Origin of the sequence: Citrobacter sp. RHBSTW-00570 (assembly GCF_013739755.1) — a bacterium.
Taxonomy (GTDB): domain Bacteria; phylum Pseudomonadota; class Gammaproteobacteria; order Enterobacterales; family Enterobacteriaceae; genus Citrobacter; species Citrobacter braakii.
In genome coordinates this window covers 77,508-101,150 of sequence record NZ_CP056401.1, presented here as the reverse complement: position 1 = coordinate 101,150, position 23,643 = coordinate 77,508, and the positions used below count along the sequence as shown (strand labels likewise).

General features: G+C 50.2%; 34 protein-coding genes and 3 pseudogenes. 28 read left to right on the top strand and 9 right to left on the bottom strand.

From position 1 onward, the window contains the following. Positions 1 to 5: 5 nt before the first annotated feature. Positions 6 to 695, top strand: a pseudogene (locus HV237_RS25695) (DUF2254 family protein); the annotation flags it as partial. 275 nt (positions 696 to 970) lie between these two features. After that, positions 971 to 1,114, top strand: a pseudogene (locus HV237_RS26390) (morphinone reductase); the annotation flags it as partial. A gap of 333 nt (positions 1,115 to 1,447) precedes the next feature. Here the strand turns inward: HV237_RS26390 and HV237_RS25685 are convergent. Continuing rightward, entirely contained in the window at positions 1,448 to 2,050 is a 603-nt protein-coding gene (locus tag HV237_RS25685) for a hypothetical protein (RefSeq protein ID WP_052768126.1), read from the bottom strand. 394 nt (positions 2,051 to 2,444) lie between these two features. Between HV237_RS25685 and HV237_RS25680 the strand changes: the two genes are divergently transcribed. From HV237_RS25680 to HV237_RS25650, 7 genes are all read left to right on the top strand, one after another. Next, positions 2,445 to 2,939 (top strand): hypothetical protein, encoded by a 495-nt coding sequence (locus HV237_RS25680; RefSeq protein ID WP_047055014.1) that lies wholly within the window; start codon positions 2,445 to 2,447, stop codon positions 2,937 to 2,939. 9 nt (positions 2,940 to 2,948) lie between these two features. Beyond that, positions 2,949 to 3,137, top strand: coding sequence for a hypothetical protein (locus HV237_RS25675; RefSeq protein WP_047055012.1), 189 nt, complete (start codon positions 2,949 to 2,951; stop codon positions 3,135 to 3,137). Between the two features lie 117 nt (positions 3,138 to 3,254). Beyond that, on the top strand, positions 3,255 to 3,827 hold the full coding sequence (locus tag HV237_RS25670; protein WP_071692168.1) for a hypothetical protein: 573 nt from the start codon (positions 3,255 to 3,257) through the stop codon (positions 3,825 to 3,827). Between the two features lie 142 nt (positions 3,828 to 3,969). Continuing rightward, positions 3,970 to 5,655, top strand: coding sequence for a DUF4942 domain-containing protein (locus HV237_RS25665; RefSeq protein ID WP_165501438.1), 1,686 nt, complete (start codon positions 3,970 to 3,972; stop codon positions 5,653 to 5,655). 58 nt (positions 5,656 to 5,713) lie between these two features. Further along, entirely contained in the window at positions 5,714 to 6,403 is a 690-nt protein-coding gene (locus tag HV237_RS25660) for a hypothetical protein (RefSeq protein ID WP_130715060.1), read from the top strand. Then, positions 6,400 to 6,681, top strand: coding sequence for a hypothetical protein (locus HV237_RS25655; RefSeq protein WP_023315997.1), 282 nt, complete (start codon positions 6,400 to 6,402; stop codon positions 6,679 to 6,681). Before HV237_RS25660 ends, HV237_RS25655 begins: the two co-directional genes overlap by 4 nt. Positions 6,682 to 6,683: 2 nt before the next feature. After that, entirely contained in the window at positions 6,684 to 7,055 is a 372-nt protein-coding gene (locus HV237_RS25650) for a hypothetical protein (RefSeq protein ID WP_000766011.1), read from the top strand. A gap of 50 nt (positions 7,056 to 7,105) precedes the next feature. Here the strand turns inward: HV237_RS25650 and ydfZ are convergent, their stop codons facing one another. Further along, positions 7,106 to 7,309 carry a putative selenium delivery protein YdfZ gene (gene ydfZ / locus HV237_RS25645; RefSeq protein ID WP_006812537.1) on the bottom strand — a complete coding sequence of 68 codons (204 nt, stop codon included), beginning with the start codon at positions 7,307 to 7,309 and terminating at the stop codon, positions 7,106 to 7,108. A 187-nt stretch (positions 7,310 to 7,496) separates the two neighbouring features. Here ydfZ and HV237_RS25640 point away from each other — a divergent pair, with 187 nt between their 5' ends. The 4 genes from HV237_RS25640 (at position 7,497) to HV237_RS25625 (ending at position 9,049) form a co-directional block, all read left to right on the top strand. Beyond that, positions 7,497 to 7,763, top strand: a complete 267-nt coding sequence (locus HV237_RS25640; RefSeq protein ID WP_024144955.1) for a hypothetical protein — start codon at positions 7,497 to 7,499, stop codon at positions 7,761 to 7,763. An 85-nt stretch (positions 7,764 to 7,848) separates the two neighbouring features. Continuing rightward, positions 7,849 to 8,085 (top strand): DUF1380 domain-containing protein, encoded by a 237-nt coding sequence (locus tag HV237_RS25635; RefSeq protein WP_130715059.1) that lies wholly within the window; start codon positions 7,849 to 7,851, stop codon positions 8,083 to 8,085. Next, entirely contained in the window at positions 8,082 to 8,402 is a 321-nt protein-coding gene (locus tag HV237_RS25630; RefSeq protein WP_165501437.1) for a hypothetical protein, read from the top strand. Before HV237_RS25635 ends, HV237_RS25630 begins: the two co-directional genes overlap by 4 nt. A gap of 86 nt (positions 8,403 to 8,488) precedes the next feature. Next, positions 8,489 to 9,049 carry a hypothetical protein gene (locus HV237_RS25625; RefSeq protein WP_071684153.1) on the top strand — a complete coding sequence of 187 codons (561 nt, stop codon included), beginning with the start codon at positions 8,489 to 8,491 and terminating at the stop codon, positions 9,047 to 9,049. Positions 9,050 to 10,421: 1,372 nt separating this feature from the next. On the opposite strand, the gene HV237_RS25620 is transcribed toward HV237_RS25625, so the two are convergent. After that, complete coding sequence (locus HV237_RS25620) at positions 10,422 to 10,664, bottom strand: hypothetical protein (RefSeq protein ID WP_165501436.1); 243 nt, start codon at positions 10,662 to 10,664, stop codon at positions 10,422 to 10,424. A gap of 145 nt (positions 10,665 to 10,809) precedes the next feature. Here HV237_RS25620 and HV237_RS25610 point away from each other — a divergent pair, with 145 nt between their 5' ends. From HV237_RS25610 to HV237_RS26320, 7 genes are all read left to right on the top strand, one after another. Next, a complete protein-coding gene (locus HV237_RS25610; protein ID WP_023180886.1) occupies positions 10,810 to 11,025 on the top strand; it encodes a hypothetical protein in 216 nt (71 codons plus the stop codon). 13 nt (positions 11,026 to 11,038) lie between these two features. Beyond that, positions 11,039 to 11,254: a hypothetical protein gene (locus tag HV237_RS25605; protein ID WP_165501443.1), complete on the top strand. Its 216-nt coding sequence runs from the start codon at positions 11,039 to 11,041 to the stop codon at positions 11,252 to 11,254. Positions 11,255 to 11,394: 140 nt separating this feature from the next. After that, a complete protein-coding gene (locus HV237_RS25600; protein WP_006812530.1) occupies positions 11,395 to 11,706 on the top strand; it encodes a hypothetical protein in 312 nt (103 codons plus the stop codon). 128 nt (positions 11,707 to 11,834) lie between these two features. Then, positions 11,835 to 12,230, top strand: coding sequence for a hypothetical protein (locus HV237_RS25595; protein WP_130715055.1), 396 nt, complete (start codon positions 11,835 to 11,837; stop codon positions 12,228 to 12,230). Positions 12,231 to 12,356: 126 nt separating this feature from the next. Further along, positions 12,357 to 12,638 (top strand): hypothetical protein, encoded by a 282-nt coding sequence (locus HV237_RS25590; RefSeq protein ID WP_023180884.1) that lies wholly within the window; start codon positions 12,357 to 12,359, stop codon positions 12,636 to 12,638. A 205-nt stretch (positions 12,639 to 12,843) separates the two neighbouring features. Beyond that, the gene (locus HV237_RS25585; protein WP_130715053.1) at positions 12,844 to 13,326 is read left to right on the top strand and encodes a hypothetical protein; all 483 of its coding nucleotides are present in this window, start codon (positions 12,844 to 12,846) and stop codon (positions 13,324 to 13,326) included. Between the two features lie 526 nt (positions 13,327 to 13,852). Beyond that, entirely contained in the window at positions 13,853 to 13,975 is a 123-nt protein-coding gene (locus HV237_RS26320; RefSeq protein ID WP_256435245.1) for a hypothetical protein, read from the top strand. Here HV237_RS26320 and HV237_RS25580 read toward each other — a convergent pair. The 6 genes from HV237_RS25580 to HV237_RS25555 all read right to left on the bottom strand — a co-directional run bounded on the left by HV237_RS25580 (position 13,972) and on the right by HV237_RS25555 (position 18,053). Next, positions 13,972 to 14,175 carry a hypothetical protein gene (locus HV237_RS25580; protein ID WP_016051712.1) on the bottom strand — a complete coding sequence of 68 codons (204 nt, stop codon included), beginning with the start codon at positions 14,173 to 14,175 and terminating at the stop codon, positions 13,972 to 13,974. The genes HV237_RS26320 and HV237_RS25580 overlap by 4 nt on opposite strands. A 50-nt stretch (positions 14,176 to 14,225) precedes the next feature. After that, on the bottom strand, positions 14,226 to 14,876 hold the full coding sequence (locus tag HV237_RS25575; protein ID WP_000072873.1) for a hypothetical protein: 651 nt from the start codon (positions 14,874 to 14,876) through the stop codon (positions 14,226 to 14,228). Positions 14,877 to 15,199: 323 nt separating this feature from the next. After that, complete coding sequence (locus tag HV237_RS25570) at positions 15,200 to 15,727, bottom strand: transcriptional regulator (RefSeq protein ID WP_131405971.1); 528 nt, start codon at positions 15,725 to 15,727, stop codon at positions 15,200 to 15,202. Between the two features lie 4 nt (positions 15,728 to 15,731). Further along, on the bottom strand, positions 15,732 to 16,154 hold the full coding sequence (locus HV237_RS25565; protein ID WP_131405970.1) for a hypothetical protein: 423 nt from the start codon (positions 16,152 to 16,154) through the stop codon (positions 15,732 to 15,734). A 58-nt stretch (positions 16,155 to 16,212) separates the two neighbouring features. Continuing rightward, positions 16,213 to 16,491, bottom strand: a complete 279-nt coding sequence (locus HV237_RS25560) for a hypothetical protein (RefSeq protein WP_001291547.1) — start codon at positions 16,489 to 16,491, stop codon at positions 16,213 to 16,215. Between the two features lie 2 nt (positions 16,492 to 16,493). After that, the gene (locus HV237_RS25555; protein WP_181541873.1) at positions 16,494 to 18,053 is read right to left on the bottom strand and encodes a DEAD/DEAH box helicase; all 1,560 of its coding nucleotides are present in this window, start codon (positions 18,051 to 18,053) and stop codon (positions 16,494 to 16,496) included. A gap of 59 nt (positions 18,054 to 18,112) precedes the next feature. On the opposite strand from HV237_RS25555, the pseudogene HV237_RS25550 reads away from it, so the two are divergent. The 8 genes and pseudogenes from HV237_RS25550 (at position 18,113) to HV237_RS25515 (ending at position 23,634) form a co-directional block, all read left to right on the top strand. Continuing rightward, positions 18,113 to 18,816, top strand: a pseudogene (locus HV237_RS25550) (ParB N-terminal domain-containing protein). Next, complete coding sequence (locus HV237_RS25545; RefSeq protein WP_000164561.1) at positions 18,816 to 19,484, top strand: ParB/Srx family N-terminal domain-containing protein; 669 nt, start codon at positions 18,816 to 18,818, stop codon at positions 19,482 to 19,484. The pseudogene HV237_RS25550 and the gene HV237_RS25545 overlap by 1 nt, the downstream one beginning before the upstream one ends. After that, positions 19,481 to 20,119, top strand: a complete 639-nt coding sequence (locus tag HV237_RS25540) for an ATP-binding cassette domain-containing protein (protein WP_006812519.1) — start codon at positions 19,481 to 19,483, stop codon at positions 20,117 to 20,119. Before HV237_RS25545 ends, HV237_RS25540 begins: the two co-directional genes overlap by 4 nt. Beyond that, a complete protein-coding gene (locus tag HV237_RS25535; protein ID WP_131405969.1) occupies positions 20,112 to 20,366 on the top strand; it encodes a hypothetical protein in 255 nt (84 codons plus the stop codon). Before HV237_RS25540 ends, HV237_RS25535 begins: the two co-directional genes overlap by 8 nt. A 5-nt stretch (positions 20,367 to 20,371) precedes the next feature. Continuing rightward, on the top strand, positions 20,372 to 21,262 hold the full coding sequence (locus HV237_RS25530) for a hypothetical protein (protein ID WP_002211789.1): 891 nt from the start codon (positions 20,372 to 20,374) through the stop codon (positions 21,260 to 21,262). 9 nt (positions 21,263 to 21,271) lie between these two features. Then, positions 21,272 to 21,538, top strand: coding sequence for a hypothetical protein (locus HV237_RS25525; protein WP_000176291.1), 267 nt, complete (start codon positions 21,272 to 21,274; stop codon positions 21,536 to 21,538). Positions 21,539 to 21,733: 195 nt separating this feature from the next. Next, the gene (locus tag HV237_RS25520; protein ID WP_023180879.1) at positions 21,734 to 22,375 is read left to right on the top strand and encodes a hypothetical protein; all 642 of its coding nucleotides are present in this window, start codon (positions 21,734 to 21,736) and stop codon (positions 22,373 to 22,375) included. Between the two features lie 2 nt (positions 22,376 to 22,377). Then, positions 22,378 to 23,634 carry a phage terminase large subunit gene (locus tag HV237_RS25515; RefSeq protein ID WP_002211787.1) on the top strand — a complete coding sequence of 419 codons (1,257 nt, stop codon included), beginning with the start codon at positions 22,378 to 22,380 and terminating at the stop codon, positions 23,632 to 23,634. Positions 23,635 to 23,643: the final 9 nt, after the last annotated feature.

Genomic DNA, 23,643 nt, shown 5'->3' with positions numbered 1-23,643 from the left:
ATTACCAACAGCCGAAAGGAACGGTTGCAGTTTATCCGAAGAAGATTGGCTATGTTGAATATATTGATATGGAGAAACTCAGCAAGCTGCTGGCCAATGATCCTCGTCATGTATACCTTGTGGCGCAACCAGGCAGTTTCATTCATCCGTCCATGCCAGCTTTGTACCTGAGTCAGGGCCAGGAGTCATCAATCTGCGCCGATTTACTTGAGACGATCATTGTCTCGGATGTGCGTTCATTTGCTCAGGATCCCCGATTTTGTCTTAGCGTCATGGCCGAAATAGCCTGCAGAGCCCTTTCACCCGCAGTGAACGATCCTGGAACCGCAATCGATGTCATTGGCAGAGGTGTTCGTATACTTTCTGCTTACGCGCAGAATAAGTCTCATGAAATTGAAGTGACCTATCCTTCAGTACACGTTGCGCCACTTCAGAACAACGATCTCCTGGAAGACTTTTTCTCACCTGTCGCACGCGATGGTGCCAGTATGAGAGAGATTCAGATAAGAGTGCTCAAAGGGCTATCTATGCTGAGTACGGGTTGGCCTGAGATGTTTGCTGATGCCGCGCACACTCTGGCAATTGAAACATTAGAGCATGCAAATCGCGCTGACCATATAGACTCCGATAGAGAATTCATAAAATCAATTTATTTTGATTTGTTTTTTGATGAAAACGCTAATAAGCAATCATAGTTGTGGAGCAAGCGATTTGGTTGCTAGCGAGACAAGAACAAAGCGTCTGCATGAGAATGGGCGTCTGCTTTGTATTAGAAGAGAACATACTGAGTCTTCATCACTTTTGCAGCAGGCTTTATCTCTACGTAAGACATCGCCTACAATCAAATATTTCGGTTTAATACCAGGAGAACACTAAATGTAGAAATTATGTCTACTCAGTTCGGAACAGACTACTGTTTTTTTATTCCGTAGCTGAGACCATCATATTTCCTCCAGCAAAGGAGATAAAAATGGAAAAATTATTTACCCCGTTTCAGACCGGTGATACTGACCTGGTAAACCGCGTCGTTATGGCCCCCATGACCCGCTCACGGGCAATGACTAGTGATACCGCTGATGAACTGACCGCAAAATATTATCAGCTGCGTGAATCCGTATGGGGCAAACCGGAGGTCGTCCGTGACGGGCTCAGGGATCTGGTTCGCCGCACGGGCGCAGATGAAATTATGGTGAACTCATGGCAAGGCACTCGTCTTTGCCGCTCTTCAGAAATAATGCTGAGTATTCTACCGGAAAGGCAAAAGGATCATTTACCAAAGATAATGACGAGAAAGTCATTGACGAAGCGGGGAAGGGGTTAAGTCATCAATCCATATCAAAATATCAGACGCCTGTTTACGCTATGCGGGCGTCCGCTTTTCGCTCAGAGCGGACCTTCTGCCCAATGAGCTAGTCCGCTACGCGCCATAAGCGGACAGGCTGTAGTACTAACTGCATTGTAGCTGCGAGATTTCACCATCGATGGCTTCTATAACCTGTTTATAGCGCAGCATGACCTCTTCATGAATCATCATTAATCCGCGGCCGTACTCTGTGGCTAGGATTGTGTATCTTTTCAGGTGTGCAAGATGCTCTTTGTTGCCAGTAATGTCACTGGCAACCTGCGTGGAGTCCAGCCTTTCGATAAGGGCATTATTACCGCGATAGGAATCAATTAGGCTTCTTGCGCTTGTATAAAAAGCCACAATTTTTGATAGTGTTTCTCTATGAACTTCAGGTAGAGATGCCGAGTTAGCTTCATAGAAAGTGAAGTAGTTTTGAGTAATGGGGAAAATGTTATCGAACGGTGAGTTCCGGTCGTATTGTTTGATTTCCTCTTCAATTCTGGCCTTATACAACTTAATCAGTGAGTCTATTTCCTCTCTGACACCCAATAGCGTTGTTATACGCTTCTCTCTGGCCGCTGTTGCCTGCTGTTTTGCCTGCTGTTTCACCTGAGCTGTCACTCCTTTCATCGTGAAACAGCCACCTAAAAGAGCCGCTAAAAATGCGGAGATGAGATCTGAATATTCGTGCCAGAAGGTTAGCATGGCTAAAATTCCATTGGGTTAAATTGTGTCTATTTAACCACATCATGATACGAAGATACCTTCCAAAATGTTGCCATGAACTCGTCTGTTGTCGTCTTGGGTATTAGCACCGTGCTCTCTCGTTATCTAGGGCTTGGTCCAATCCTCTCTCAAAGCAGATCTATTGAACGGCCTGCTCTGATCGCCGCCTACTCCGCAGCCGATATGCCTCACAAGCGTGACATTGGATTTTTGTCACAAAATGATAGGTAAGTATTTACCTATCATTTTAAATCAGGTATCTTACCGTTCGTCAGGATGACGAAGTACCGGTTAGGTACTGTTCTAGGATGGAACGCCAAAAGGCGGCTGGCTTGGCCAGCCGCAACTCTTTCTGACACTGAATGGAATCCAAATGGCACGTCAAACGCCTTTCACTTCTTTCAATAAACGTCCCCGTTCAATTCGCCTGGTTCTGGCCGAGCTGTTTAGCGGTTGTGTTTCTGCACGCCTTGCGGAACTGGAAGAACGAGTGTTTGAGCTGGAGAAGCGCATTGATGCGCAAGCTACCGCCATAGCAAATCTGGGCGCGACAGTAGGCATGGAGAAGGTGCGTGATTCCGTCGCCTCTCGTGTGTTGCGTGAATCCCAGGCACACAAGGACAGTTCTCATGGAAAATTTTCAACGAAATCGACTGAAGCCAATGGCCTACGGAGTAATTTTAGCAACCCTGGCAGCGGTAGCCGTACCAGCCGGTCAGAGTCTGTTGATACCGGACACAACTACTTCCACTACAACCCTGCAGACGACACCACTGCCAGAACGACCCCCTGTCTCTCTGGATGGGATGCTGCTGGACACGATTCCAGCTCGACCTGCAACTCCGGATCTTCCTTCTGCTGTGACTGAGGCTATTGCATGAAATGGAGCTTCCAGAAAGTCATCGAGATGATTGTTGGCTTCGCCATTTTTCTGCTTGGTGGCTGGATCATGAATCTGGTGAAACTCGTGAACGGTGGCGATCTTCAGTTTGATGCCGGAATGACACTTGCGCGTGTCGTGGGAATTTTCGTTGTTCCGGTGGGTAGCATTCTCGGATTTTTTTAACAATGAAGACCTTCAGCGTGGGCGTCCGCCTTTACGTAGCGTTTGCCCACCTTTTCAGTCACGCCATAATAACGCCATCTAGAAAACAACTTGTTTAAAAACATAAGGAAAAAACACATGTGCGAAAAATGCAAAAAAACTAATGCCAAAGTTGAAAGCGTGATTAAAAAAGTTGGTGCGGCCGAACTGGTTGAGATCATGGGTCTTGTGGTTGGTCACGAAGACTACGCCTCCCCTATCGACCGCCTTTTCAGCGCTCTCAAGTTCTCTAGCATGATTGATGATCCTATTGAAATTGTGATGCTGGCGCGTCATTTCGGCGAAGCGTATCTGGAAGAGAAAGAACGCGCCGACAAACTTCAGGCAACTCTGGAAATGGTAAGCAAGCCGAAGTGCTCACCGGATTCAGTCAAGGCAGATGAAACCAACGCCAGCAAAGATCGTGAAATCGCCGGGTTGAAGTCTTCTCTGGCGATGTTGCTGGCCGCTTTCAAACTGATGTCTTCACAGTCTGGGTTCAAAATGCCTGAGCTGAACAGCGACGATCCGATGGCCGTTCGCCAGCTGCTGGGGGCAATGGCCGACCAGCTTGACGACACCAAGAGTCGTCTTGAAGACATGATGCGCGAGCTTACGCATCGCCACGACCTGAACAAACAGCCGCACAAAACGCAGCACGTACACCACTAATTTCTCACCTGCCGACAGGGGGCGAAAGCCCCCCATTTTTACGCCTTAAATCAGCTGCAACGCCTGTGAATGCTGCTTTTACGCCTTTTCTAGTTTGGGAAAATAACACCAACAAGAAAACAATTTGTTTAATGGTGCAATCATGAATACAGCTCTTTCTATCATTGACGCTATCACCCCAAACACTGATATCGACTACCGGCAGGAAATGAACGTCATCCACGAAATTGTGGCCGAGTGCGAGAAAGAGATCGCATTCATGCATCAGGTTCACGACTTCATTTATGGCGACGAACGCCACAACATGATTAACCGCCTACTGCGACTCAACCACCGGCCGGATGACGAGCGCACACGCTTTAACAGAGCCTGGCTGGACAAGGTCGACCTTGAATGGGTGAAACAGAATATCTGGGCCGAGTACTGGAAGAAGGTCACGGATATGACAAACGTTCTGCTGATCATGCCAGCTTCCCGCCGCGACGAGTGGCGTGAGCAGTTCATCGAAGGCAAACAGGAAACCATCAGGACTGACAGAACCGGCTACCAGATGAAGGTTAAGGAGTTCGTTGGCGTGCCGGAGTTCAAAGCAGAAACGGTCATCCCCACGATGCTCAATCTGCTGAATGACAGGCACAAATATCTCTCTGAGCGCGTGTATGGCTTGTTTAAGGCGCTGAGTCCTGCCCACAAGACCAATAAGACGAACGGCTTTAGCGAGCGTCTGATCATCGCCAACTTCATTTCCGAGTTCTGGCGGGACAGCGTGAGCGTGAACTACCGGAAAGAGGACTACATCGACGACCTGCGCGTCATGCTTCATTTCTTCGCGCACAAAGAGTTCATCACCATCAACCGCACAACTGAGATGCTATCAGCTGCGTACCGGGCAAACGACTGCCAGACCGGTGACTGGATGAATGTCGACGGAAACCTGATGCGCGTGAAGATGTTCAAGAACGGCAACGTTCACTTTGAAATACATCCTGACGTGGCCTGGAAGCTGAATGAGGTGCTGGCTTACAGTATGCCTGCAGCAATCCCGGCGCCATGCCGTACTGCACCCAAAACACCGGCACCAAAAGAGTTCGGGTTAATCCAGAAGACGATCTCCGAGCCGGTTCGTACCGCGCTGCGCGACGGGCGATTCAGCAAAGACAAAGGCGTCTGGTACTTCTCTGATTCCAACCTACAGAAGTCACAGGTGGAAGAGCTTGAGCGCACACTGAACTTCATTGGCGGTGTGCAGGAGAAAAAGCACTGGCAGTTCCCGTATGAGATCGGTCATACGCTAAATACGATTGTGGCCACTGGCTTAATACCGGATACAAAATCACACCAGTTCTACCCTACCCCGCGTTTGATAGCGGAGTACGTTGCCAGAGCCATCGAGCTGAAGTCAGGTGAGAAGCTGCTGGAGCCTGAAGCCGGGCGCGGAGATCTGTTGGCCTGCATCGACGCCAATCCGGAAGACGTTACCTGCATAGAAGTCGCACCTCTCTTCGCTGATATCCTGATTGGCAAGGGGTACACAAATACGGTCTGCTGCGACTTCATGAAGTGGTCTGAGGACAACGCAGGCTATCAGTTCGACAAAATCGTCATGAACCCGCCCTACTCTCTTGGCCGTCACAGAGAGCATACGCTGACCGCGCTGGAGCATCTTAAAGTCGGCGGGCGACTGGTGGCAGTACTGCCGGGTGATGCGCCAGCTCTGAACTGGATGACGCTGGATAATTACGTTTATGCCAAAGGGAAGTCGTTTACTGACGAGTTTGAAGACACCGGAATCACTGTAAGCGTATACGTTTTCAAACGCGTAAAATGATAGGTAAATACTTACCTAATTTATGTAAGAATAGAGCCACTTTATCAGAGGTGAACACATGAGCGAAAAATCGAGAATTACATTCGCCAGCGTTAATCAGGCGAAGCTGCCATTTAATTTAGTGCTACAGGGGAACGAAGGAACGCCTGCCGGAACCATCAAAATCGACAAGGAGCTTGTGACGTTCGAAGGTAACTTTGATGAATCGGCGCAGGTTTTTATCGAACATCTGGCACGCCGTTGGAGCCAGCAGTGGAGAGACCTTGAGAAACGCGCCAATGAGTTCGACCGGTTCATGGACGCAATGGACACAGCAAAAGAGGCTCTGTCTGCCGGCACTCCGTTAGCTCTGGAGTCGCTTTTCAAAGGAGAGATGGCCTCTGCGATGTTCGCCACCATGTTCGCAGGTGAGTTCGTCCGCAGCGGCGCCAGAAATTACCTGGAGCTGGGATACAACGTTCCTGAAATGGGCGAGTTTACCGTCACCATCCAGCGCAAAGAAGGCAAGACGCCAGGCGAACGTATCGCTGAACTTGAGGCCGTTGTTGATCAGCGTAACGGCGAGTGTGTTCGTTTGATCAACGAACGTGATGCGCTGCGCGAAGAGCAGCTAAACAAAGGCTCGAACACACGCGCGGCCGCAGACATCTACTTCCAGTTAGTTGAGGAATGCCAGGTCCCACCAGGCGGCTCTTTGGTCGAGTATGTCCGCGAATTGCAGGATAAAGCAGAGAGGTGCGCGGCATGAATGATCTGCCTGTCGAGCGCGTCTCCGCTTTTGTTAAGTCCCCGCTGGATAATCCCCTCACCCGCGGTGAGCAGATGGAGCTGGCAAGGTGGTTTCTGCATATCCATGAGCAGATGGAAGTTTTTAAACAGTTGCCGGATCTGCCCATTACAGACGGCCATGTTCAGCAGGTGATTAACAGCCACGAAAAAGGCTGGGCGATGATTGTGCCGTGCAAAATTACCTACGAGCTGGCTAAGGAAGTGCAGGCTAACAGAGCAAGGAGTAAGGAAGAGTAACTATGAAGTTGGGTAATGCCGTTTCGCTGTTTTTTACAGCATTACTGGAAGGTTTCAATTATCGCTTTTGTCCGGTCTGGGATAAGGCGCTGGATACGCTTATTGAGGAAGGAACGCTGCTTGAGGTGCGAAATGGGATCGCTCTGTTTGAGCGCGATGCCCAGCTATATGAAGTGTTCGTCGGGGCTGGCTTCAACCACTTCGGGCATCTTATTAGCTTGAATACCAAAGCCATCGACGAGAGCGTCATGCGCCGTCCGTCGTTCCGCGTAATGGATAAGCTGCAACGTCATGTAAATGCCGAATTACTCCGTGTAGCCAAAGAAAAAGAACGAGAGCTACAGGCGATGATTGGATCGCTTATCGCAGAGTAAATGAAGGCCACAGTAGTGGCCTTAAACAATTTGTTTTCTAGATTATTAAATTAATGGAATCCCAGGCGAACTAAATCCATTGGGCAGAACAGACCCTCCACACCTTCGATAGACACGCAGTCAGAACGGCGTAATTGTTCTTCTGATTTGCCTTCTCCGCAGATTTCCTTGATGACTCCCGTTGCACCATTCGTTGCCACCATCACTCGGCTGCCGGTAGTGATAGCGTTACGGTTGCGATCATAGGTCTTCATCGTTTCCTCCTTTCACTTGGGTCAAATCAGGTTTCAAAAATTGCCGCTTTTCATGTATGTGCGGTTTGCAAAATCTCAAGTGCCGAAACAAATTGTTTTCACCACCTTGTTATTCCCTTAACCCGCAAAGTTGACCGGTATAGTAATAAATACTACTGTTTGTATATACAGTATTGAGGGCGAAAAAATGGGACTCAAAGACTCAAACTATCAGATCGTTTATAGGGGCGAGACTCTTCAAAATTTCAAACCGGGGCAGTACGTTTTCTTTCAACGATTGAAGGAGTATGGCGGCGGATACTGGTTAGGCAGGACTCATGAAGATGGGTTCGAGTTTTTGCTGGAAGAACCAACCTCGCTTGGAAGGGGTCTTGAGTTTCTGATAACGCACTCAAGCGTGGAGGCCAGATTTATGGAGTTCGTCGACGATGCGGACGACTTCAAACTCACCTAATCATCCCTTAAACATCTTGTTTTCTGCCTTTTGTTATTTTAGATAATAACGCCAACAAGAAAACAAGTTGTTTAAGGAGTTAATCATGTTCGGAACCGCAAAAGACATCATCGAAAAGCTGGAGAACTACCCAGAAGACGAGCCGCTGCTGATGGTAATGTGGCACAAGGAAGATGTAGGTGAAGTGCGACCAGATCTGACTGACAAACAGTGCGTTCAGGTTTTGCGAAAAATCAAAGAGTGCCATGACGCCAGCGTCGGTGTGAATTGGGATGTCATTTCTGACACGGCCGACATTCTGTTTCCAAAGGAGAAGGCATGATGCTGAAAATCACCGAATCGTATAAGACGGCGGTGATCAGCACCGCCCACGTTACACAGCATGACTCTGAGTGTCTGCCTAATATCTGTTTCGACCCACTAACAGATCGTGGACTGAATTGGGTACACGGCACGGAGTACGGATGGATTGTCCGCGCAGGTATGCGTGGCAACGACTGGAAAGAAGAGCTACGTGATTACGGCGTCACATGGCAAACCATCGAGAACATTCAGAAGGTACTGGATGCCGGCTATGACGCGGTTCACTTCGATTGCGACGCCGAGATGGTGGATGGGCTGCCTGCATGGGATTGGTGATCGCCCACCCGTTGAGTAATCAGGTTATATAAGCGAGGAAAATTGGTAACATATGACCACTGTTTTAATCTGATGGAATGGATGTGATGGAAACCCAGAACCAACAAACAAAACCTCTGAAAAATATTTATGCGTGGATATTAGCGTTCCTGCCTCTCTTCTTTGGCGTACCGCCAGACGAGTACTTCAATTACGCAATGGTCATTGGCGGTGTTGCCGTCATCGGTTTGCTGGTGGCCGACAGAATGGCACTCTCAGAAGCAGGCTATGAACCACCGGCCATTTTGTGGGGCGTACTCTTCCTGCCGGTCTATCTCTGGAAGCGTGCGACCATCACAAAAGGGAGTCGGATTCCGTTTATCGTCATTGTCGCTTCGCTGGCTTGCATCATCTTTATCGGCATCCCGCACCAGGAAGAGGTTGCTCTTGAAGAAGCGGCTTGTCCTCTCGTAACGACCATTCTGAAAGAGAATAACGGAACCACAGCGCCGAAATGTATGAAGGTGACAATTCAGGACAAGGTGACGGACAAGTTCTATAAAGCGACGGCTACGCTGGATAACGGCAATGACATTAACGTTACTCTGGAACTGACCGGCGACAGAAACTTTTATGTCCGCGTTCCTGATGCCTATCTGAACAACTAGCGGCTGCAACTCGTTGACATTGGCGGTCACAAATTGAGGATTTCTATAAGAGTCCGTTGATCGCCACTTTCCCCACCCCTCCAACCTGCCCCAGCCCAGGCGTGACAAGGCATTTAAGCCAATTACACCCATAAGAAAACAAATAAATAACACATCAACGAAAAGTCAACGCTTTCCCTTGATTTGGTCTAAAAAGTTGACGTTTTCGCAAGCCATCTCTTATACCCAAAATCCTACGCACCAGAATCCATCTCCCTGCGACCAAAACGTCAAAAACGACTCGTGATACCACCCAAAAACAGACACGCTCAGAAGCGCTCCCGTTGCGTTATATTGGACATCTAAACAAGTTGTTTTCAGGCACAAGAAAACAAGTTAACCACACCCACAGGAAAACCAGAGACGCCATTACCCACAATCCCGGAAACACCCACCTCTTCCTGTCAGGCTACCGAAAAGACCCACCTCTTTGCCCCAGGCTACAGACCACCCACCTAATCTCCCCAGGCAACCGAGAACGCAGCTCGCGCACGCAAACCCCTACACGCCATTACCCAATACACGGAGAAGAACAGCCAGAACGAAACCCCGGACAAACCCAGACCAGAACAGGAACCGTCGCAATCTCGTTTACCCACCATTACCCCGAAAGGGAGCGCAAATTCCTGAATAGCAGGGAACGCCATTACTTCATATGCGGAGAACAACAAAAGCGCCCTACTGCCATTACCCACACTTCCATCTCTTCACGTAAACGAAGAGAGAAGCGCACATGCCATTACTCTATACACGGAGAAGAACACTCACCAAAACGACGAGAACAACCCAGACGAAAACACAGAGAAGAACCACCTCAAGAACAACGAAACCACATACGCCGGTAGAGAGAACAAACCACCCATTTCACCCAAAGGAATACTCGCCGTATAGAGCGTTATCAGGGGGAAGGTTTACACGTCCACAGGAGAGAAAATCCGTAGAGATTTAACTGGAGGTATAAGTGGGAAGGGGAAGAGGGGTATCGCTACTTTCTCCGTAGAAATTCAAGCCATAGTTTTCATCCCCCGTAACGTCCCTATCCACCCCTTCGGTCAGCCTTCGGGCCATCTAGGGAAAAGGCCATGTTCCTTTTCAGGAACGGGGGCATCGCCGCAGGGAAAAGGCTGGCTGCCGGTCGGGAAACGGGTACATCCCAGTTCAGAGCGAGGGACGGCTGCGGGAGTATGCCTTTTCCTCATTCACCTGAATAGTGCGGGAATTGGTGAATCCCGCAGTTGAGCATTGAGACCAGATCAGCTTCGCACGCTCATATCGGGAAGCCAGATCTAGTGTAAAGGGTTACGGGTTTTGGTGGTGAAATCGCCGAGGACGTTTATTCGAAAATCTCACTGCCCTGATTCGCATCGTCCCTGTTGTCCCACAAATCATCGAGCGCCTCTTCTCTTGTCCCGAAGGGGCCGGAGACGACAGGTGCGCTTGAACTGGTATCGTCCAGCTCTGTGTAAATCTGACCGTTAACCAAAATGACGCGTCCGACAGTGATGCCGCCATGTAGCAACTCGCCTCTCTCGGCGTCGATGCTGAAGTACCCGTCTGTGTAGTCTTTAGTGCTCATCACATTCCCTCTGAGTTAGCCAGATACATACATAGCAATAAATCGGCACAAGCACATCAGCCTTTAAGGAATTCTTTTTCCCCGTTTTCTTATTGCGATAATAACACCAACAAGAAAACAACGTGTTTAGACAAAGGAGAAACACATGTACAAGCATCTGAATATCAGCATCACCCTCTGTGGCGAGGAAGAGTCCTCCGAGTGTGAGATCTCCCTCGATGACGTTATCCGTTCCCAGGATGTTGCTGGTCGCGTGGCGACGCTCATCTCTGAAGGATATAGAGAAGGGACGTTTGATTTCCATATCGAGGACAACCCAATGTCCGTCGCGTGGAACTGCACGACGTCAGAAACGAAGTGAGGGTGAAGAGATGATTAAGATGCCTGTGATGGTTGAGGTGTGGAGCGAGGATTCCTTGGCTGAGTGCCTGGATGCTGTGGGGCCGGAGTTGTACCGCAAGTTGTGGTCGTTCGTCCCGGCTGAAGGGGAATCACCCAAAGGGAAGGATATCTGGCATCTGCTCAGTGAAGATGAACAGCGGGAGCTGGTGGACGCGGTACACATCGAGTTCCCGGACGACGAAGATTAAGAGTGAGACCACCAGCACGGTGGCTTTTTGCTGTTTGCAACCTCCGGGGCAGCGCAGCACCGTAACGCTATGCTTTGTAGCCGTTTTCTCGCTGGTATTATTTACACCAACAAGAAAACAAGTTGTTTACGGAGTGAATTATGAAAAACGCGATGATCACCAAACTGAGCGCGGGCCAGCCACGTAAAGAAAAACCAACCGTAATGAGCCAGCTGACCCTGCTCGATATCATCGCCAACGGCACTGCTATTCGCCTGTTCAAAGAGACGCTGGTCTCGTTCGACAATGGTTCCCGCACGCGTTACGTAATGAGTGTGCGTCGCCAGAGTGGAAGAGGGTGGATGGCAAAACAGATCATCTGGCCGGAAGGAGAGCTGGAACAGGCGCTACTGGAAGCGAACAAAGTAGCCCAGCAAGAAATCCAGCGTGCCTCTCTCCTGGCGACAGCCTGACATGTGCAAAAGCGATTAGTCGTCCCTACGACAGCCCCGTCCATCCTTCGGGGCTTTTTTGCTTACCTGTATTGTAAGTGCTTACCTACGACAATAATATAATCAGGTCAACAACAGGGAGACCAAAAATGACTGTAATTCGTGAAAACCTGGTTCTTGATTTGTACTATGCGTCAGAAACAACCTCAGGCGGAAAAGTTGCAAAACTGACCGCTATTCTGCGTGACAGCACGAACGGGACTGAAGTGCTCACCACCACCCTGATCCGCACCGGGACAGAAGAGGATGGGGTGTACACCGTAGGCTTCCAGAGCATCAGCAACGCATCCGAACCAATGCTGCTGAAACTGGAAACGTATTTCCGCGGCGTAAACAAAGAGATGTTTGAGAAGATGATGGTGAAAGCAGACGAGCTGTACACCTCCTACTTGAACCCGAGCAACACCTGGCTTGGACAATACGGTCTGCGCATCGTGTCCAACGAACCGGTTGAAAACTACATCCCGGAAAGCGTATTCGCTTAATCCCTCCAATGGCGCGTACCCCGCGCCATTTTCTTATTCCCGATAACAAAATGTTTTTTGCCTTATCCACATTGCGATAATTACACCAACAAGAAAACAAGATGTTTACGCATGGAGGATATGCACATGACCGATTTCACCATCTCCCCTAAAGCTGAAAACGTATGGCTGGAATCCTGGCTCGACCTGTCGCCGGAAGAGCAGCAGGAAATGGATCACGTTGAACAGGACGAACAATGTGATGCCCGTTTCTTCCGCTTTGAGGACAGCGTTTATGACATTGCCGACTTCATGCGCGATGACCGCTTCCCGGACTGGCACGCAGGCTACCCACTAAATGCCTTCGCCATGCTGATGATCCGCGTGGATGGCTCCGGCGATACCATCGACGTCGGTTTGCTCCACTAAGAGAACGAGGCCACCCACGCTGGTGGCCTTAAATGACCATCCTGTTTCCCGCAGGCTAAAAACACCCACCTCTTGCCGCCAGGCTACCGAACAACTCTCCGACTCCCTGCCGGCCACCAGCTGCCGGAACAGAACGCTTGGACACCTTATGCGCGTAGCGATAATTAAACCAACAAGAAAACAAGTTGTTTAAAGGATTGATGATATGAATTTTATCGCTACTGTTAACACCCCTGCGCATGGCCATATTTCTGTGACGTTCTCTGATAACGAGAAAAGCGTGCTGGGCGCCTGGCGTGACAATGTAGCCATCGAGCTGTCCGGGAAAGAGAAACAGCAGATCACCAATGACATTATCTGCAACCGTCGCCATAAGCGCGTATTTGAGAAAGCGTATGTCTCCACCTCGGGATTTGGCGTATTCATCTTCCCGGTACGCAGCGGTCGCTTCTGCCAGTCAAAACTCATCGAGTTCGCCACGCAGATCGCGCTATGGGTTAAAACAGAATCCGGGTTCGACTTCAGCGAACAGGAAGCAGTGGGGGAGGGAATGCGCATCGCCAACAACGCCATCAAGTGCAAAAACGTCATCTATGAAGCAGGAATCGACTCGTGGAGTATCTCGTGCGGGGACTACGTGAAAGAGGTGTACGGAAAGAACCGCATTCACATCCTGGCTGGCAAGTAAGAGGGGAGGGGCTGGAAACGCCCCTTTCTTTTCGTCCACCAGCTGCCGCAGGGATATTCAGAAACGGCCAGAGGGCTGTCCGGGGAACCGAAGGGAAACGGCCAGGGAATTTTCGGGAAACGGCTGGGTTTGCCTTTATGTAGAAAACAGAGCGGGAGAAGCCCAGAATCCTGCCAGAAAATATCGCAGGGGCGCTGGGGTAGCGCTGGTGGGGTTTCAGCCCCTGAGCCATCCAGATAGCTTTCGCTATGTGATTATGTGAATCCGTGGGTAAACCACTGCAAGCGCGTACACGTCACGCCAACGTGCCAATGATACGCGAGCGCCCACGGATCATGCCAATATTGCCGACACGTCCCGAAGGATAGCGCGGATCACGTCGCCAGATATCGCCAGACGATCACGCCCACGACACGAAAAAATAAGCCACGCGCTAAAACGCTGTAAAACGCGCTATAACGTGTTTTTTATTGTGGGTAATGGGCATGTACCACCACACATAAAAACGCGTTAAATTGGCGCGTTTATGGCGCTTATTTTGGGTCTGTTTTGGCTGACTTCAGACAATAAAAAACGCGCCAACAATGGCGCGTTATGGTGTGCGGATCTTGAAACGAAAAAAGCGCCCACTATGGGCGCTATTGCTTAAATGCTGTTTTGTAGTTTTCCGATCATTTCAGACAAGCGCAAATATTCACGTTTGCGTTTACAGTCTCTTTTGCTGTTAAGCAAATCAGAAAACGTAAAATTTAATTTGTCACGTTGCGCTTTTAAGTCGTCGATTAATTCAAGTTTATAAGCGCGATATTTTGCGCGATACTCCGCGCGGATCTGGTCATAACTAATCATGATTTTTATCCTTAAAACTAGCGCCCATAGTGGGCGCTATATCCATCTAATTACGCTTTGAAAGCATCAGCCAGATAGTTATAAAAATCATTCTTGATAAAGCGATATTGTTGCGATCCGTTTTTCGCTGCGCCCATTCCTTTGATCTTCTCGACCAGTCCGAGACGCTCGCAAAGATTGATCAGCTGGTTGGCTTGAGTGTAGCCAGCGTCCAATTTAATTTCGTTGGCTTTTTTCGCTTCATTCATCAAATCGAAAACAGCGCCATTTGTGAATGTTTCTAATTCATCATTAATCATTTCGATTAATGCGAATACGCGAGATCCGGACATATCAGCGACGGAATAAACGCATTTACCAGACTTGATAGATTTAACCAGATAAACCAATTTTTCGAGTGAATAGCTATTGGTCATAGCTTCGCGGAAAAACACTTCTGGCGCTTGTTTGCTTGCTTTAATCGCGTAGTAAAAGACACCAGCTAATTTCTCATCATTAACAGCGTTTAAAACGTTGTTGGTGAAGTATGCAAGTTTGGTAGTCGCTGCAAGCATGTTAGCTTTATCTGCTTTTGTGTGCGTACCATTCTGATAATGATTGTTATAAGTCTGAGTAGCATTATTGGCTGCAACTTGTAATTCATTAGCGATAACTACAGCAGCGTCGATGATGGATTTTTTAGAGATAGCAACGTTAGACATGATATTAATCCTTATGTAATATTGATAACTTAATTTGTTATTTGTTTATCGTTAGCGTGTTCGCTTTCGATGTGACTAATTATCGATATACAGAAATTAAAATCAAGAGTTTTTTACACGGGAACGAAAAAAAATTTTCTTCAACAAAAATCAAAGTCTTAGAAATAAATCGCGTTTTCTCGAAGGTGTTGCCTAAATAAATTCCCTATTCGGTCATTCACCCTTATATATTTAAAGTGGAATAGGGATTAGGGGAAATAAATATAACGGGAAGTGACACATAAAATAATAACCGGACTTAGCCGGTTATTACCCTTATAGATTTAAAACGGTAAAATCCGTTCGACCCAATCGAACATGACGACTGTCTTCCGACCGTCCCCCATGTTGAGCGTGACCTGGCAAGCGTCAACGCCTGAAGACACACCCTCAATTTCACGGCCATCCGCCATGTAGACCCTTATAGACTTCTGCATCTCATGAGCCTGGCGACAAATTTTGAAGAAATCACGGCGAGATGGCCGATTGTCCACATAGTCTGGGTGTACCGTTGTCCGACCCGTGAAATCGTGCGCAATGCTTTCTGTCACACCTGATTCAATCGTACTGATTCGCTCAAGTGGGAGCCTTATACGATTTTCTTTGTCGAACGGGGCAGGGCAAAGATCGACTTTGTTGCGCGACGACATGAGACCCTGAACGTACATGCAGAACACCTGACCATCTTCCATCGTGACCCTTACAGGAATGAGAGACTTACGCCAGAACATCAGCGCCTTCTCCACGTTGGTGTAATCGCGCGGCCAGACTTCTGCAGGAATCCCGTAGGTGATGTCAGTAATATTCGTCATATCGTCACAGTGTCGTTGGTAGGATATCGATGTCACCTGCGTTGCTGGTGAACACCCGGAAGACTTTCGTCTCGCCAGCTTTGGTGAAGGTCTCGCGTTCCTGACGAGCAGGGTTCAGTGCGCACAGCCCGGCGCCTTCCAGTGAAGCGCCAACAATCCATTGCCCGGCATCAAGATGGAACGTCGCTTTTTCACCGGTCTCAAGTTTCGCAACCGTCTCACCATTGATGAAGATGGATGCGTCACAGCCCGCACCTATCATACCTTTGTCCCTCATAACCACCAGCGTGGTTGGTGCAGACGTCTGGTATTTGAAAACTCTGGCCTGCGGAGCCGGTTTTGCATCAGCTACAGACACAGGGCGGGATGAACATGCACTCAGGAGTAAAACGGGGATGGTAATCAGTGGAAGTAGAACGTGTTTCATGGCTTGAACTAAATCCTTATCACTCAACGAACAAGGCGTCTTGCGACGCCCTTAATGCTTAATCGAGACGTTTGAGAATATCGGCCAGATCTTCTTTGGTCATGCCAGAGGATTCGTAAATCTTCATGACCTTTTCACGGGCCTTTGCAGAAGCCTCTAATGACGTAGCTGCCTTATCAAAATCAGCCATCGTCATGTTGGACAGCACCAGATTGATGATGTCTGCCTTTGACAGCTTAATATTGCGTTCACGCAGTCGATTCTGAAAGGTTTCCAGCTTGTCGTTTGCTTTTTCGGTTAACTGAACCTGGCAGTGTATAGCGCGTTTCTCGCTCATGCTTACTCTCTATTCAAAACAGTGAAATCGAATGTGCTACCCACCGGCAAAACGCTCTCGGCAAACCCAGGCGTCGTATCGATAATGTGCTTCCGCTCATATGAATGCGACATGAGATATTTGTTGCTCACGTCGATAAAGTCGGTAATAAAGCACACGTTAGCCTGATTCTTTTTGGCTCGAAGACCGCGACCAACACGTTGGCGCATCTCAACTTCGGCTTTGCCGCCACCACCCAGAATCACCGCCCCTACGCTTGGAACGTCGACACCAACATCCAGAATGGTTGAACCAATCAGAACATCTATCTTGCCTGCCGCCAGACTGTTGAGCTTTGCTTGTCGGGTAGTCTGGTTTGATTCTCCGTAGATGAAATCGACCTTCAGGCCGCTTTCCTTCATCATTTCCATCAAAATCTGACCATGACGCTTCAAACGAACCAGCGTCATACAGTTCAGACCGTGACTTTTGTACATTAACGCTTCGCGCACAATAGCCTCGTTGCGGCCCAGATTGTAAACGATGCCTAACTGATAGGCTTTCTGGTAAGCCGTACTCATTCCAACCCGAAAGTTCAGGTGTTTCGAAGCAAGTTCGGCCCTAATCCGCACCTCGTCTGGAGTGTACGCGATTTTATGATATAGAAAGTATGGTTTCGCTAAAATACCTCGATCGATCAAATATTTCTCCGTTACCTTTATCTCAATGCGACCGGCAACGGCCATGAGACGCATATTTGCTTCGGTCGAGTCCTTCATGAACGGCGTAGCTGTCAGCGCCAGACGGTAATCGGCATTGATGCACAACCGGGCGATATCGTAGAAGTTTGAACCAGATGATTCGTGTGCCTCTTCCAGAATCAGCAGAGAAACGCTGGACAGAAAGCGCTTAACCAGTTCCCGGCGCTTCAGGTGGTACTGTTTTTTCTCCGGTGATGCGTCGCGCGGTGGCTCTTCGAGAAAACTGGCCAGGGTCTGCACCGTGGCAACGTTGATATGGCGCGAGACCTGGAACTCACCAGATCCAATCACCCCAACTTTCTGACCTTTCAGCCACGGCTCGCCATTCTCCGCGCGGTAGTCGATGGATTTCTGGAAGTTCTCTGCCATCTGGAACATCAGAACCGAGCGCGTGGTTAAAAACAGCGTCATACGACCAATGCGAGCAGCTGCCTTACACGCTACGTTCGATTTACCGCCACCCGTCGCAATCTGGGCAATCATCATCCCTTCTCGCACCAGTGTTTCCACAGTCTGATCCTGATACGCATAGTCCGGGTTATACGGGAATGGGTTAACTACCGGGTTCGGCTTGCCAAGCGCGGGGGCTTTTTCCTTGCGCACATGCACGCATTTGATGCCAGCTTTCAGAAGGTTGGCTGCAACTGGCTTCGCAAACCCAGCCGGGAACGCGTTTTTGCTCCAGTTGAACATCGTGCTGGTTCCTTTCCAGTCACCAGCCTCCACTTCATAGCTCAACATCTCCTGAACGAGCCGTTTCACGTTGTCATCAGCGCCAGAAATCAGCGCATTGACTGCATTCGATACAATCCGAACTGTCATAAACCTCTTTCCTTCGTGCCTTTTGTATGGTAATTGGCTATTATAGTAAGTAAGTACTTATACAATGGATTGTATCAGAATTATGGATGTGAAAATTACGATTCTGCAGGTGGAAGTCGCGAACCTGCGTCCGAATCCCTGGAATACCAACTCCGTTGGGGCGCAAAACTTCGAAAAACTGAAAGGCTCGATCGAAAAATTGGGCTTTTTTAAGCCAATTCTGGCGCGGGAGCTGGACGGGGGCATTTTTGAGATCCTCGGTGGCGAACACCGCTGGCGTGCCGCGATGGAGCAGGGCATTTCAACGGTTCCCGTCATCTCCGTGGGCAAAATTAACGACCTGGTGGCCAAACAGATGTCTCTCGTCGATAACGAACGCTACGGCGAAGACGATCAGGTCGCTTTGCAGCGCTTAATCGAAGAAATCCAGTCTGAAATCGACTACCGGTTGTCCGATATCGCCCCGTATGACGACGAAATGGCGGCAACACTCGCCAAAGCGTCCGTTATCGATCTTGAAGCGCTGGAAGCGCTCTCCCGTGGCGATGACGAGCCGGTCGATGAGGACAAACGCGAGAAAACCGAGCGAGTCGGCGCTGAACACCAGACGATGCGCTTCAAAGTGACGTTTGATGCGTCAGATCGCGTCGCCGACACCATCAAAACCATCATCAAAGAGCAGGGAATCAATACCGGTAACGAAATGGAGAACGCCGGGGAAGCCCTGGTGTGGCTGGTCGACTACTACAAGGAGCGTATGTAATGACCAAAAACTTTGAAATCGTCTATCGAAACCCGGCAGAACTCATCCCGTATGAGATGAACGCCAAAAAACATGACGAACAGCAGATCCGCGACCTGGCGGCCGCCATCAAAAAGCGCGGTTTTGACCAGCCGATCACGGTCGACAAGCACGACGTCATCATTACTGGCCACGGTCGTCGCGAGGCGGCACTTCTGGCTGGTCTGGAGCGTGTGCCGGTCATCGTTCGCGACGATCTGAGCGAAGAAGAAGTGAAGGCGAAGCGTCTGGAAGACAACCGCCTGGCCAGTATTGACTACGACGCCATCAAATTGCAGCAGGAACTGGAATCCCTGGTGCTGGGCGACGTCGAGGTCTTCGGTTTTGAAGAGCGCGAGCTGAACGTGCTTGTCGGCAGCATGACCGAAGAGATGGAAACCGGCTCTCTGGTGCTCGATCTGGGCGAAGAGACGGAACGCCAGAAAGAAGAGCACACCGAGATCAGTCGCGAAGTAGCCTCTGAAGAAGTCCGCGTCATCGACGTATTGGGCTTTAAAACGCTCCCTGCTGGCTCTGCCATTGTGGTTGGGGATTTGCTTGCCCACATGGAAGAAATCACGGGAGAGAGCGGGGTAGACGCTTTCGTGGCATATGCGGAGAAAGTTTCTTCAGGGGAGCTGGCTGCGTGAGCAAATACACCATCAATGTATCGTTTCAGACCCGCGTGAACAAAACCACGCGCACGCTGGAGATTGCCGAATCGTTCGGTCTTGGCCTGGACGAAAAAGAGTGGACGCTTTACGACAATCTGGAGCTGGAAGTGAAGCAGGGCGATGTGGTGTACATCACCGGCCAATCCGGTTCCGGCAAATCCGTTGTGCTGCGCGAACTGCAACGCCAGATGAAGGATGAAGGGCTTTCTGTAGCCTCCATCGATGACTTTACCTTCGACAATGAGGTTAACGTCATCGACCAGCTGGGCAAAACCACCAGCGAAGCGCTGGGGCTGCTGTCTATGGCCGGATTGAATGACGCCTATCTCTTTGTGCGCAAGCCATCCGAGATGTCTGACGGCCAGAAATACCGCCTCAAGATTGCCAAGCTGATCGAGTCAGGCGCCAAAGTCTGGGCAGCCGACGAATTTGGCGCTGTTCTCGACCGTGTAACCGCTCAGGTTGTGGCGTCGAACCTCCAGCGTGCCGCTCGAAAGGTTGGTGCGACGGTAATGGTGGCGACGACCCACGAAGACCTGAAGAACGCGCTGCGCCCGGATATGCAGATTACCAAGCACTACAAAGAACGCGTGAAGGTGGAATATGCCTGATTTGAAGATCGTAGAGCTGAAACCATCGAAAGAGGCAGATAACAACAACCTTGAAGTCATCCGCCTGCTGGAAGAAGCACTCCAGTACGCCAGAGAAGGCAAAAGCCAGAGCCTGGCGCTGCTGATGATTAACAACGACGGCAGTGTTCTGGATTGCTGGCATAACGGTGGGCGTCCATACGTCATGGTTGGGGCGATGGAATCGCTTCGCCTGGACTTCATCAATGCCAATATCGAGCGCAGGTGATCGACATGACAGACATCATCATCAAACGCTACCGCCCGGAAGAGTTCCCGCGTCATCTGGACTTTCTGGAGCGTATGACCGTTACCAAAGGCACGGTTGAAGACTGGCACGCGCTGAAGTCGCTGCACTACAAGACGGATGGTAAGCCGTTCGCGCCAACGTATTATCGCTGCGAACTGGACGACCGGCTGGTGGGCGTCGTGGTTATGGCTTACCCGAAACTGCTGCTGGCGCCTCGCCATCGCATGTTTCCTAAGCTGAAGCCAACCACCAATACCACCGTGGCCAACCAGTATTGGGGCCGGTACGTGAACAACAACTTTGCAGTGATCAGCCGTTCCGTTGTGGACACTCAGTACCGCGGCGTCGGCGTCTCCTATCGAATGATTAACCTGGTTAGCAGGATGCACGACCGGCCAATCATCGAGATCCAGTCGTCGATGAGCAAATACAACCCGTTCGCCATGAAAGCAGGGTTCCAGTTCATCCGTCCGGAGCGTCCGAAGAGCTACGAGAGTGCGTTGCGCGTCTTCCAGCGTCATTTCCGTTCCGACCCTGGTGACAACGAAGCGATCGTCAAAGAGCTGTTCGCCATGAGTGAGTCTCGCCGTCGTCGTGCGCTGCGTGATTTGGTCGCTGACTACCACAAGAACAGTTCCCTGGCCAAAGCCGGGCGTAATCGTGGCACGACGATTCAGGACATTGCCGACAGCCTGGTGGACGAGGCCAGCATCGTGAAGCTGCTCAAGGACATTCACAACCTGAGCTTCACCTCTCCGCTGTATGGCGTGTACCGAAACCCGGACTTTGGTCGTCAGCTGCCGGACACGTTGCCACTGCTGGCATTCGACAAACAGCCTTTGAATAAACCTCTTGAAATTGCATTACCGGCATAAGGATTTGCCATGACGTTGACCGACAAACAAAAAGACATCATCAAAACCATCAATTTAGGCCATGAGCGTGGGCATCTGCTCGATCTGGACGAGCTGCTTGAAGTGCTGCCGTACAAAACGACCAAACAGAGTATGCAGTTCTCTATCCGCGCACTGGTGAAAAAGGGGCTGGTGGAGAAAGGAATGTGCCGCCAGCGCGGTGATTCCGGCTACCACCGTCGCACGCTGGGACTGACCACGTTAGGTCGTGCCAGAGCCAAATTACTGGTGATGTAAGTCGGTCTGGGAGCCAGTTTGAGAGCCTGCTTCCGTATATATAAATACTAAGTGACTTATTAAATATATACGGAAGCAGGCTCTGAATACTCCCCAGCCCGGTTTTAAACACCCAGAAAACAAATTGGTTAGGCACAGAATTAAACAAGTTGTTTAGGAGCGCAAGGATGCGCTCTGAGTGTTTTAGAGGGATCTATGACTGTAGAAAAAGACGAGAGCAAAACTCGCCTGACGCCAGCTGAGTGGGCAGAAGCCGAAGCAAAGTGGACTTCCGGTGAATACACACTCTCCAAGCTGGAGGAAGAGTACGGCATTCGTCGTGAAACGCTCTCCAGACATTTCAAAAAGCGTGGATTAGAGAAAGGCGCGGACTCCGTTGGGAAGATGGTGCGCGAGTCGCTCAAATCCGACGCAGAGCTGCGTGCAAAGGCGCGTGCAGAGAAAATCGAAGAGCGCCGGACTCGTTACGACGATTGGGCGTTCGCACTCGGTCGAATGGTGATGCATGAGGTGGCCACAGCCAAGAAGGACGGCAAGCCACTGGCAACCATCGAAGATGACCTGAAGAGTCTCCAGCGTGCCAGCGGCACACTCGCTAAGTGCTTCGAAATATCCTCGAAAGCGCTCGGTATGGATCGCGCAGAGAACGAAGACGACGAAATCCCGAACCTGGTATTTGGCGAACTTACGCCTTCCCAGGTGGCGCAGCTGCGTAAGGAAGATGATGAGCCGGATCTGATTGATGACGATCTGCTTGAGTCGCTCGAAGAGGAAGCACTGAGCGAAGCAGAGGGCGATTCTGACGCGTCTGGTGATGAAAGTGATGGGAGCGTCTAACTATGGCCATCCCGTCGTCTCTGAGTCTCGTACAGCTGCATTCTGGGCAGATGCAAGTCTTCCAGTCACCACATCGTTTCAAAGTGGTGTGTGCGGGTCGACGCTGGGGTAAATCCCGGTTGTCGATCTCCACCATCATCCGCGCGGCAGCCAAAGAGAAAAAGCAACGTGTCTGGTACGTCGCACCGACTTACCAGATGGCTCGCCAGATCTTGTGGGATGACCTGCAGGAAGTTCTGCCTCGTAAATGGGTTCGTAAGAAAAACGACACCACGATGACCATTGTGCTGAAGAACGGCTCTGAAATCGCGCTGAAAGGTGCGGATAAGCCCGATACGCTTCGTGGTGTGGCACTGCACTTCGTGGTGCTCGATGAATTTCAGGATATGAAGCCTGACACCTGGTACAAGGTACTGCGTCCGACACTGTCCTCTACCCGTGGCGGTGCGCTGATCATCGGTACGCCAAAAGGCTTCTCCGAGTTCCACAAGCTGTGGACTATCGGTCAGAACAAAGATTTGCAACGCAAAGGGCAGTGGAAGAGCTGGCAGTTCGTTACGGCCGATTCTCCGTTCGTACCGAGCGCGGAAATCGAAGCGGCGAAGAACGATATGGACCCTAAATCGTTCGCGCAGGAATACCTGGCCAGCTTCGAAAACATGTCCGGACGCGTTTACTACCCGTTCGACCGCAATGTGCATGTGAAGCCACTCCAGTTCAATCCGAAACTGCCGATCTGGGTTGGTCAGGACTTCAACATCGACCCTATGTCATCGGTCATCCTGCAGCCGCAGCCAAATGGTGAGCTGTGGGCCGTGGACGAGGTTGTGCTGTTCTCTTCCAACACGGCTGAAGTGTGTGATGAGCTGGAGCGTCGTTTCTGGCGCTGGAAGTCTCAGGTCACTATCTTCCCTGACCCGGCAGGTGCGTATCGCCAGCACGCACGCGGTGAATCGGACGTCGATATCTTCAAGGAAAAAGGTTTCCTTCGAGTCGATTATCCGAAGAAGCACCCGCCGATCGCAGACCGTGTTAACGCAGTGAACCGCATGTTGATGAGTGCCTCGGGCGAAACCCGGTTGTACATCGATCCGAAGTGCAAACACCTCATCGACTCGCTGGAGAAGGTGATCTACAAGCCAGGCTCACGCGATATGGATAAGACTGGCGGCATCGAACACAGTGCGGATGCGTTGGGTTATCCGGTTCATCGTAGGTATCCGGTGAAAAATCGTGTTATTCTTGGCGGATCTAGATAGGTAAGTACT

What these genes read in the sequence shown, in the direction of transcription:
- HV237_RS25545 (WP_000164561.1), top strand. Translation starts at nt 18,816, where the DNA reads ATGACCAAAAACTTTGAAATCGTCTATCGAAACCCGGCAGAACTCATC.
- HV237_RS25635 (WP_130715059.1), top strand. Translation starts at nt 7,849, where the DNA reads ATGTTCGGAACCGCAAAAGACATCATCGAAAAGCTGGAGAACTACCCA.
- HV237_RS25655 (WP_023315997.1), top strand. Translation starts at nt 6,400, where the DNA reads ATGAATGATCTGCCTGTCGAGCGCGTCTCCGCTTTTGTTAAGTCCCCG.
- HV237_RS25680 (WP_047055014.1), top strand. Translation starts at nt 2,445, where the DNA reads ATGGCACGTCAAACGCCTTTCACTTCTTTCAATAAACGTCCCCGTTCA.
- HV237_RS25555 (WP_181541873.1), bottom strand. Translation starts at nt 18,053, where the DNA reads ATGACAGTTCGGATTGTATCGAATGCAGTCAATGCGCTGATTTCTGGC.
- HV237_RS25525 (WP_000176291.1), top strand. Translation starts at nt 21,272, where the DNA reads ATGACGTTGACCGACAAACAAAAAGACATCATCAAAACCATCAATTTA.
- HV237_RS25515 (WP_002211787.1), top strand. Translation starts at nt 22,378, where the DNA reads ATGGCCATCCCGTCGTCTCTGAGTCTCGTACAGCTGCATTCTGGGCAG.
- HV237_RS25520 (WP_023180879.1), top strand. Translation starts at nt 21,734, where the DNA reads ATGACTGTAGAAAAAGACGAGAGCAAAACTCGCCTGACGCCAGCTGAG.
- ydfZ (WP_006812537.1), bottom strand. Translation starts at nt 7,309, where the DNA reads ATGAAGACCTATGATCGCAACCGTAACGCTATCACTACCGGCAGCCGA.
- HV237_RS25610 (WP_023180886.1), top strand. Translation starts at nt 10,810, where the DNA reads ATGTACAAGCATCTGAATATCAGCATCACCCTCTGTGGCGAGGAAGAG.
- HV237_RS25640 (WP_024144955.1), top strand. Translation starts at nt 7,497, where the DNA reads ATGGGACTCAAAGACTCAAACTATCAGATCGTTTATAGGGGCGAGACT.
- HV237_RS25625 (WP_071684153.1), top strand. Translation starts at nt 8,489, where the DNA reads ATGGAAACCCAGAACCAACAAACAAAACCTCTGAAAAATATTTATGCG.
- HV237_RS25665 (WP_165501438.1), top strand. Translation starts at nt 3,970, where the DNA reads ATGAATACAGCTCTTTCTATCATTGACGCTATCACCCCAAACACTGAT.
- HV237_RS25580 (WP_016051712.1), bottom strand. Translation starts at nt 14,175, where the DNA reads ATGATTAGTTATGACCAGATCCGCGCGGAGTATCGCGCAAAATATCGC.
- HV237_RS25670 (WP_071692168.1), top strand. Translation starts at nt 3,255, where the DNA reads ATGTGCGAAAAATGCAAAAAAACTAATGCCAAAGTTGAAAGCGTGATT.
- HV237_RS25650 (WP_000766011.1), top strand. Translation starts at nt 6,684, where the DNA reads ATGAAGTTGGGTAATGCCGTTTCGCTGTTTTTTACAGCATTACTGGAA.
- HV237_RS25630 (WP_165501437.1), top strand. Translation starts at nt 8,082, where the DNA reads ATGATGCTGAAAATCACCGAATCGTATAAGACGGCGGTGATCAGCACC.
- HV237_RS25585 (WP_130715053.1), top strand. Translation starts at nt 12,844, where the DNA reads ATGAATTTTATCGCTACTGTTAACACCCCTGCGCATGGCCATATTTCT.
- HV237_RS25535 (WP_131405969.1), top strand. Translation starts at nt 20,112, where the DNA reads ATGCCTGATTTGAAGATCGTAGAGCTGAAACCATCGAAAGAGGCAGAT.
- HV237_RS25590 (WP_023180884.1), top strand. Translation starts at nt 12,357, where the DNA reads ATGACCGATTTCACCATCTCCCCTAAAGCTGAAAACGTATGGCTGGAA.
- HV237_RS25685 (WP_052768126.1), bottom strand. Translation starts at nt 2,050, where the DNA reads ATGCTAACCTTCTGGCACGAATATTCAGATCTCATCTCCGCATTTTTA.
- HV237_RS25660 (WP_130715060.1), top strand. Translation starts at nt 5,714, where the DNA reads ATGAGCGAAAAATCGAGAATTACATTCGCCAGCGTTAATCAGGCGAAG.
- HV237_RS25565 (WP_131405970.1), bottom strand. Translation starts at nt 16,154, where the DNA reads ATGAAACACGTTCTACTTCCACTGATTACCATCCCCGTTTTACTCCTG.
- HV237_RS25575 (WP_000072873.1), bottom strand. Translation starts at nt 14,876, where the DNA reads ATGTCTAACGTTGCTATCTCTAAAAAATCCATCATCGACGCTGCTGTA.
- HV237_RS25530 (WP_002211789.1), top strand. Translation starts at nt 20,372, where the DNA reads ATGACAGACATCATCATCAAACGCTACCGCCCGGAAGAGTTCCCGCGT.
- HV237_RS25595 (WP_130715055.1), top strand. Translation starts at nt 11,835, where the DNA reads ATGACTGTAATTCGTGAAAACCTGGTTCTTGATTTGTACTATGCGTCA.
- HV237_RS25620 (WP_165501436.1), bottom strand. Translation starts at nt 10,664, where the DNA reads ATGAGCACTAAAGACTACACAGACGGGTACTTCAGCATCGACGCCGAG.
- HV237_RS26320 (WP_256435245.1), top strand. Translation starts at nt 13,853, where the DNA reads ATGGCGCTTATTTTGGGTCTGTTTTGGCTGACTTCAGACAATAAAAAA.
- HV237_RS25570 (WP_131405971.1), bottom strand. Translation starts at nt 15,727, where the DNA reads ATGACGAATATTACTGACATCACCTACGGGATTCCTGCAGAAGTCTGG.
- HV237_RS25600 (WP_006812530.1), top strand. Translation starts at nt 11,395, where the DNA reads ATGAAAAACGCGATGATCACCAAACTGAGCGCGGGCCAGCCACGTAAA.
- HV237_RS25675 (WP_047055012.1), top strand. Translation starts at nt 2,949, where the DNA reads ATGAAATGGAGCTTCCAGAAAGTCATCGAGATGATTGTTGGCTTCGCC.
- HV237_RS25560 (WP_001291547.1), bottom strand. Translation starts at nt 16,491, where the DNA reads ATGAGCGAGAAACGCGCTATACACTGCCAGGTTCAGTTAACCGAAAAA.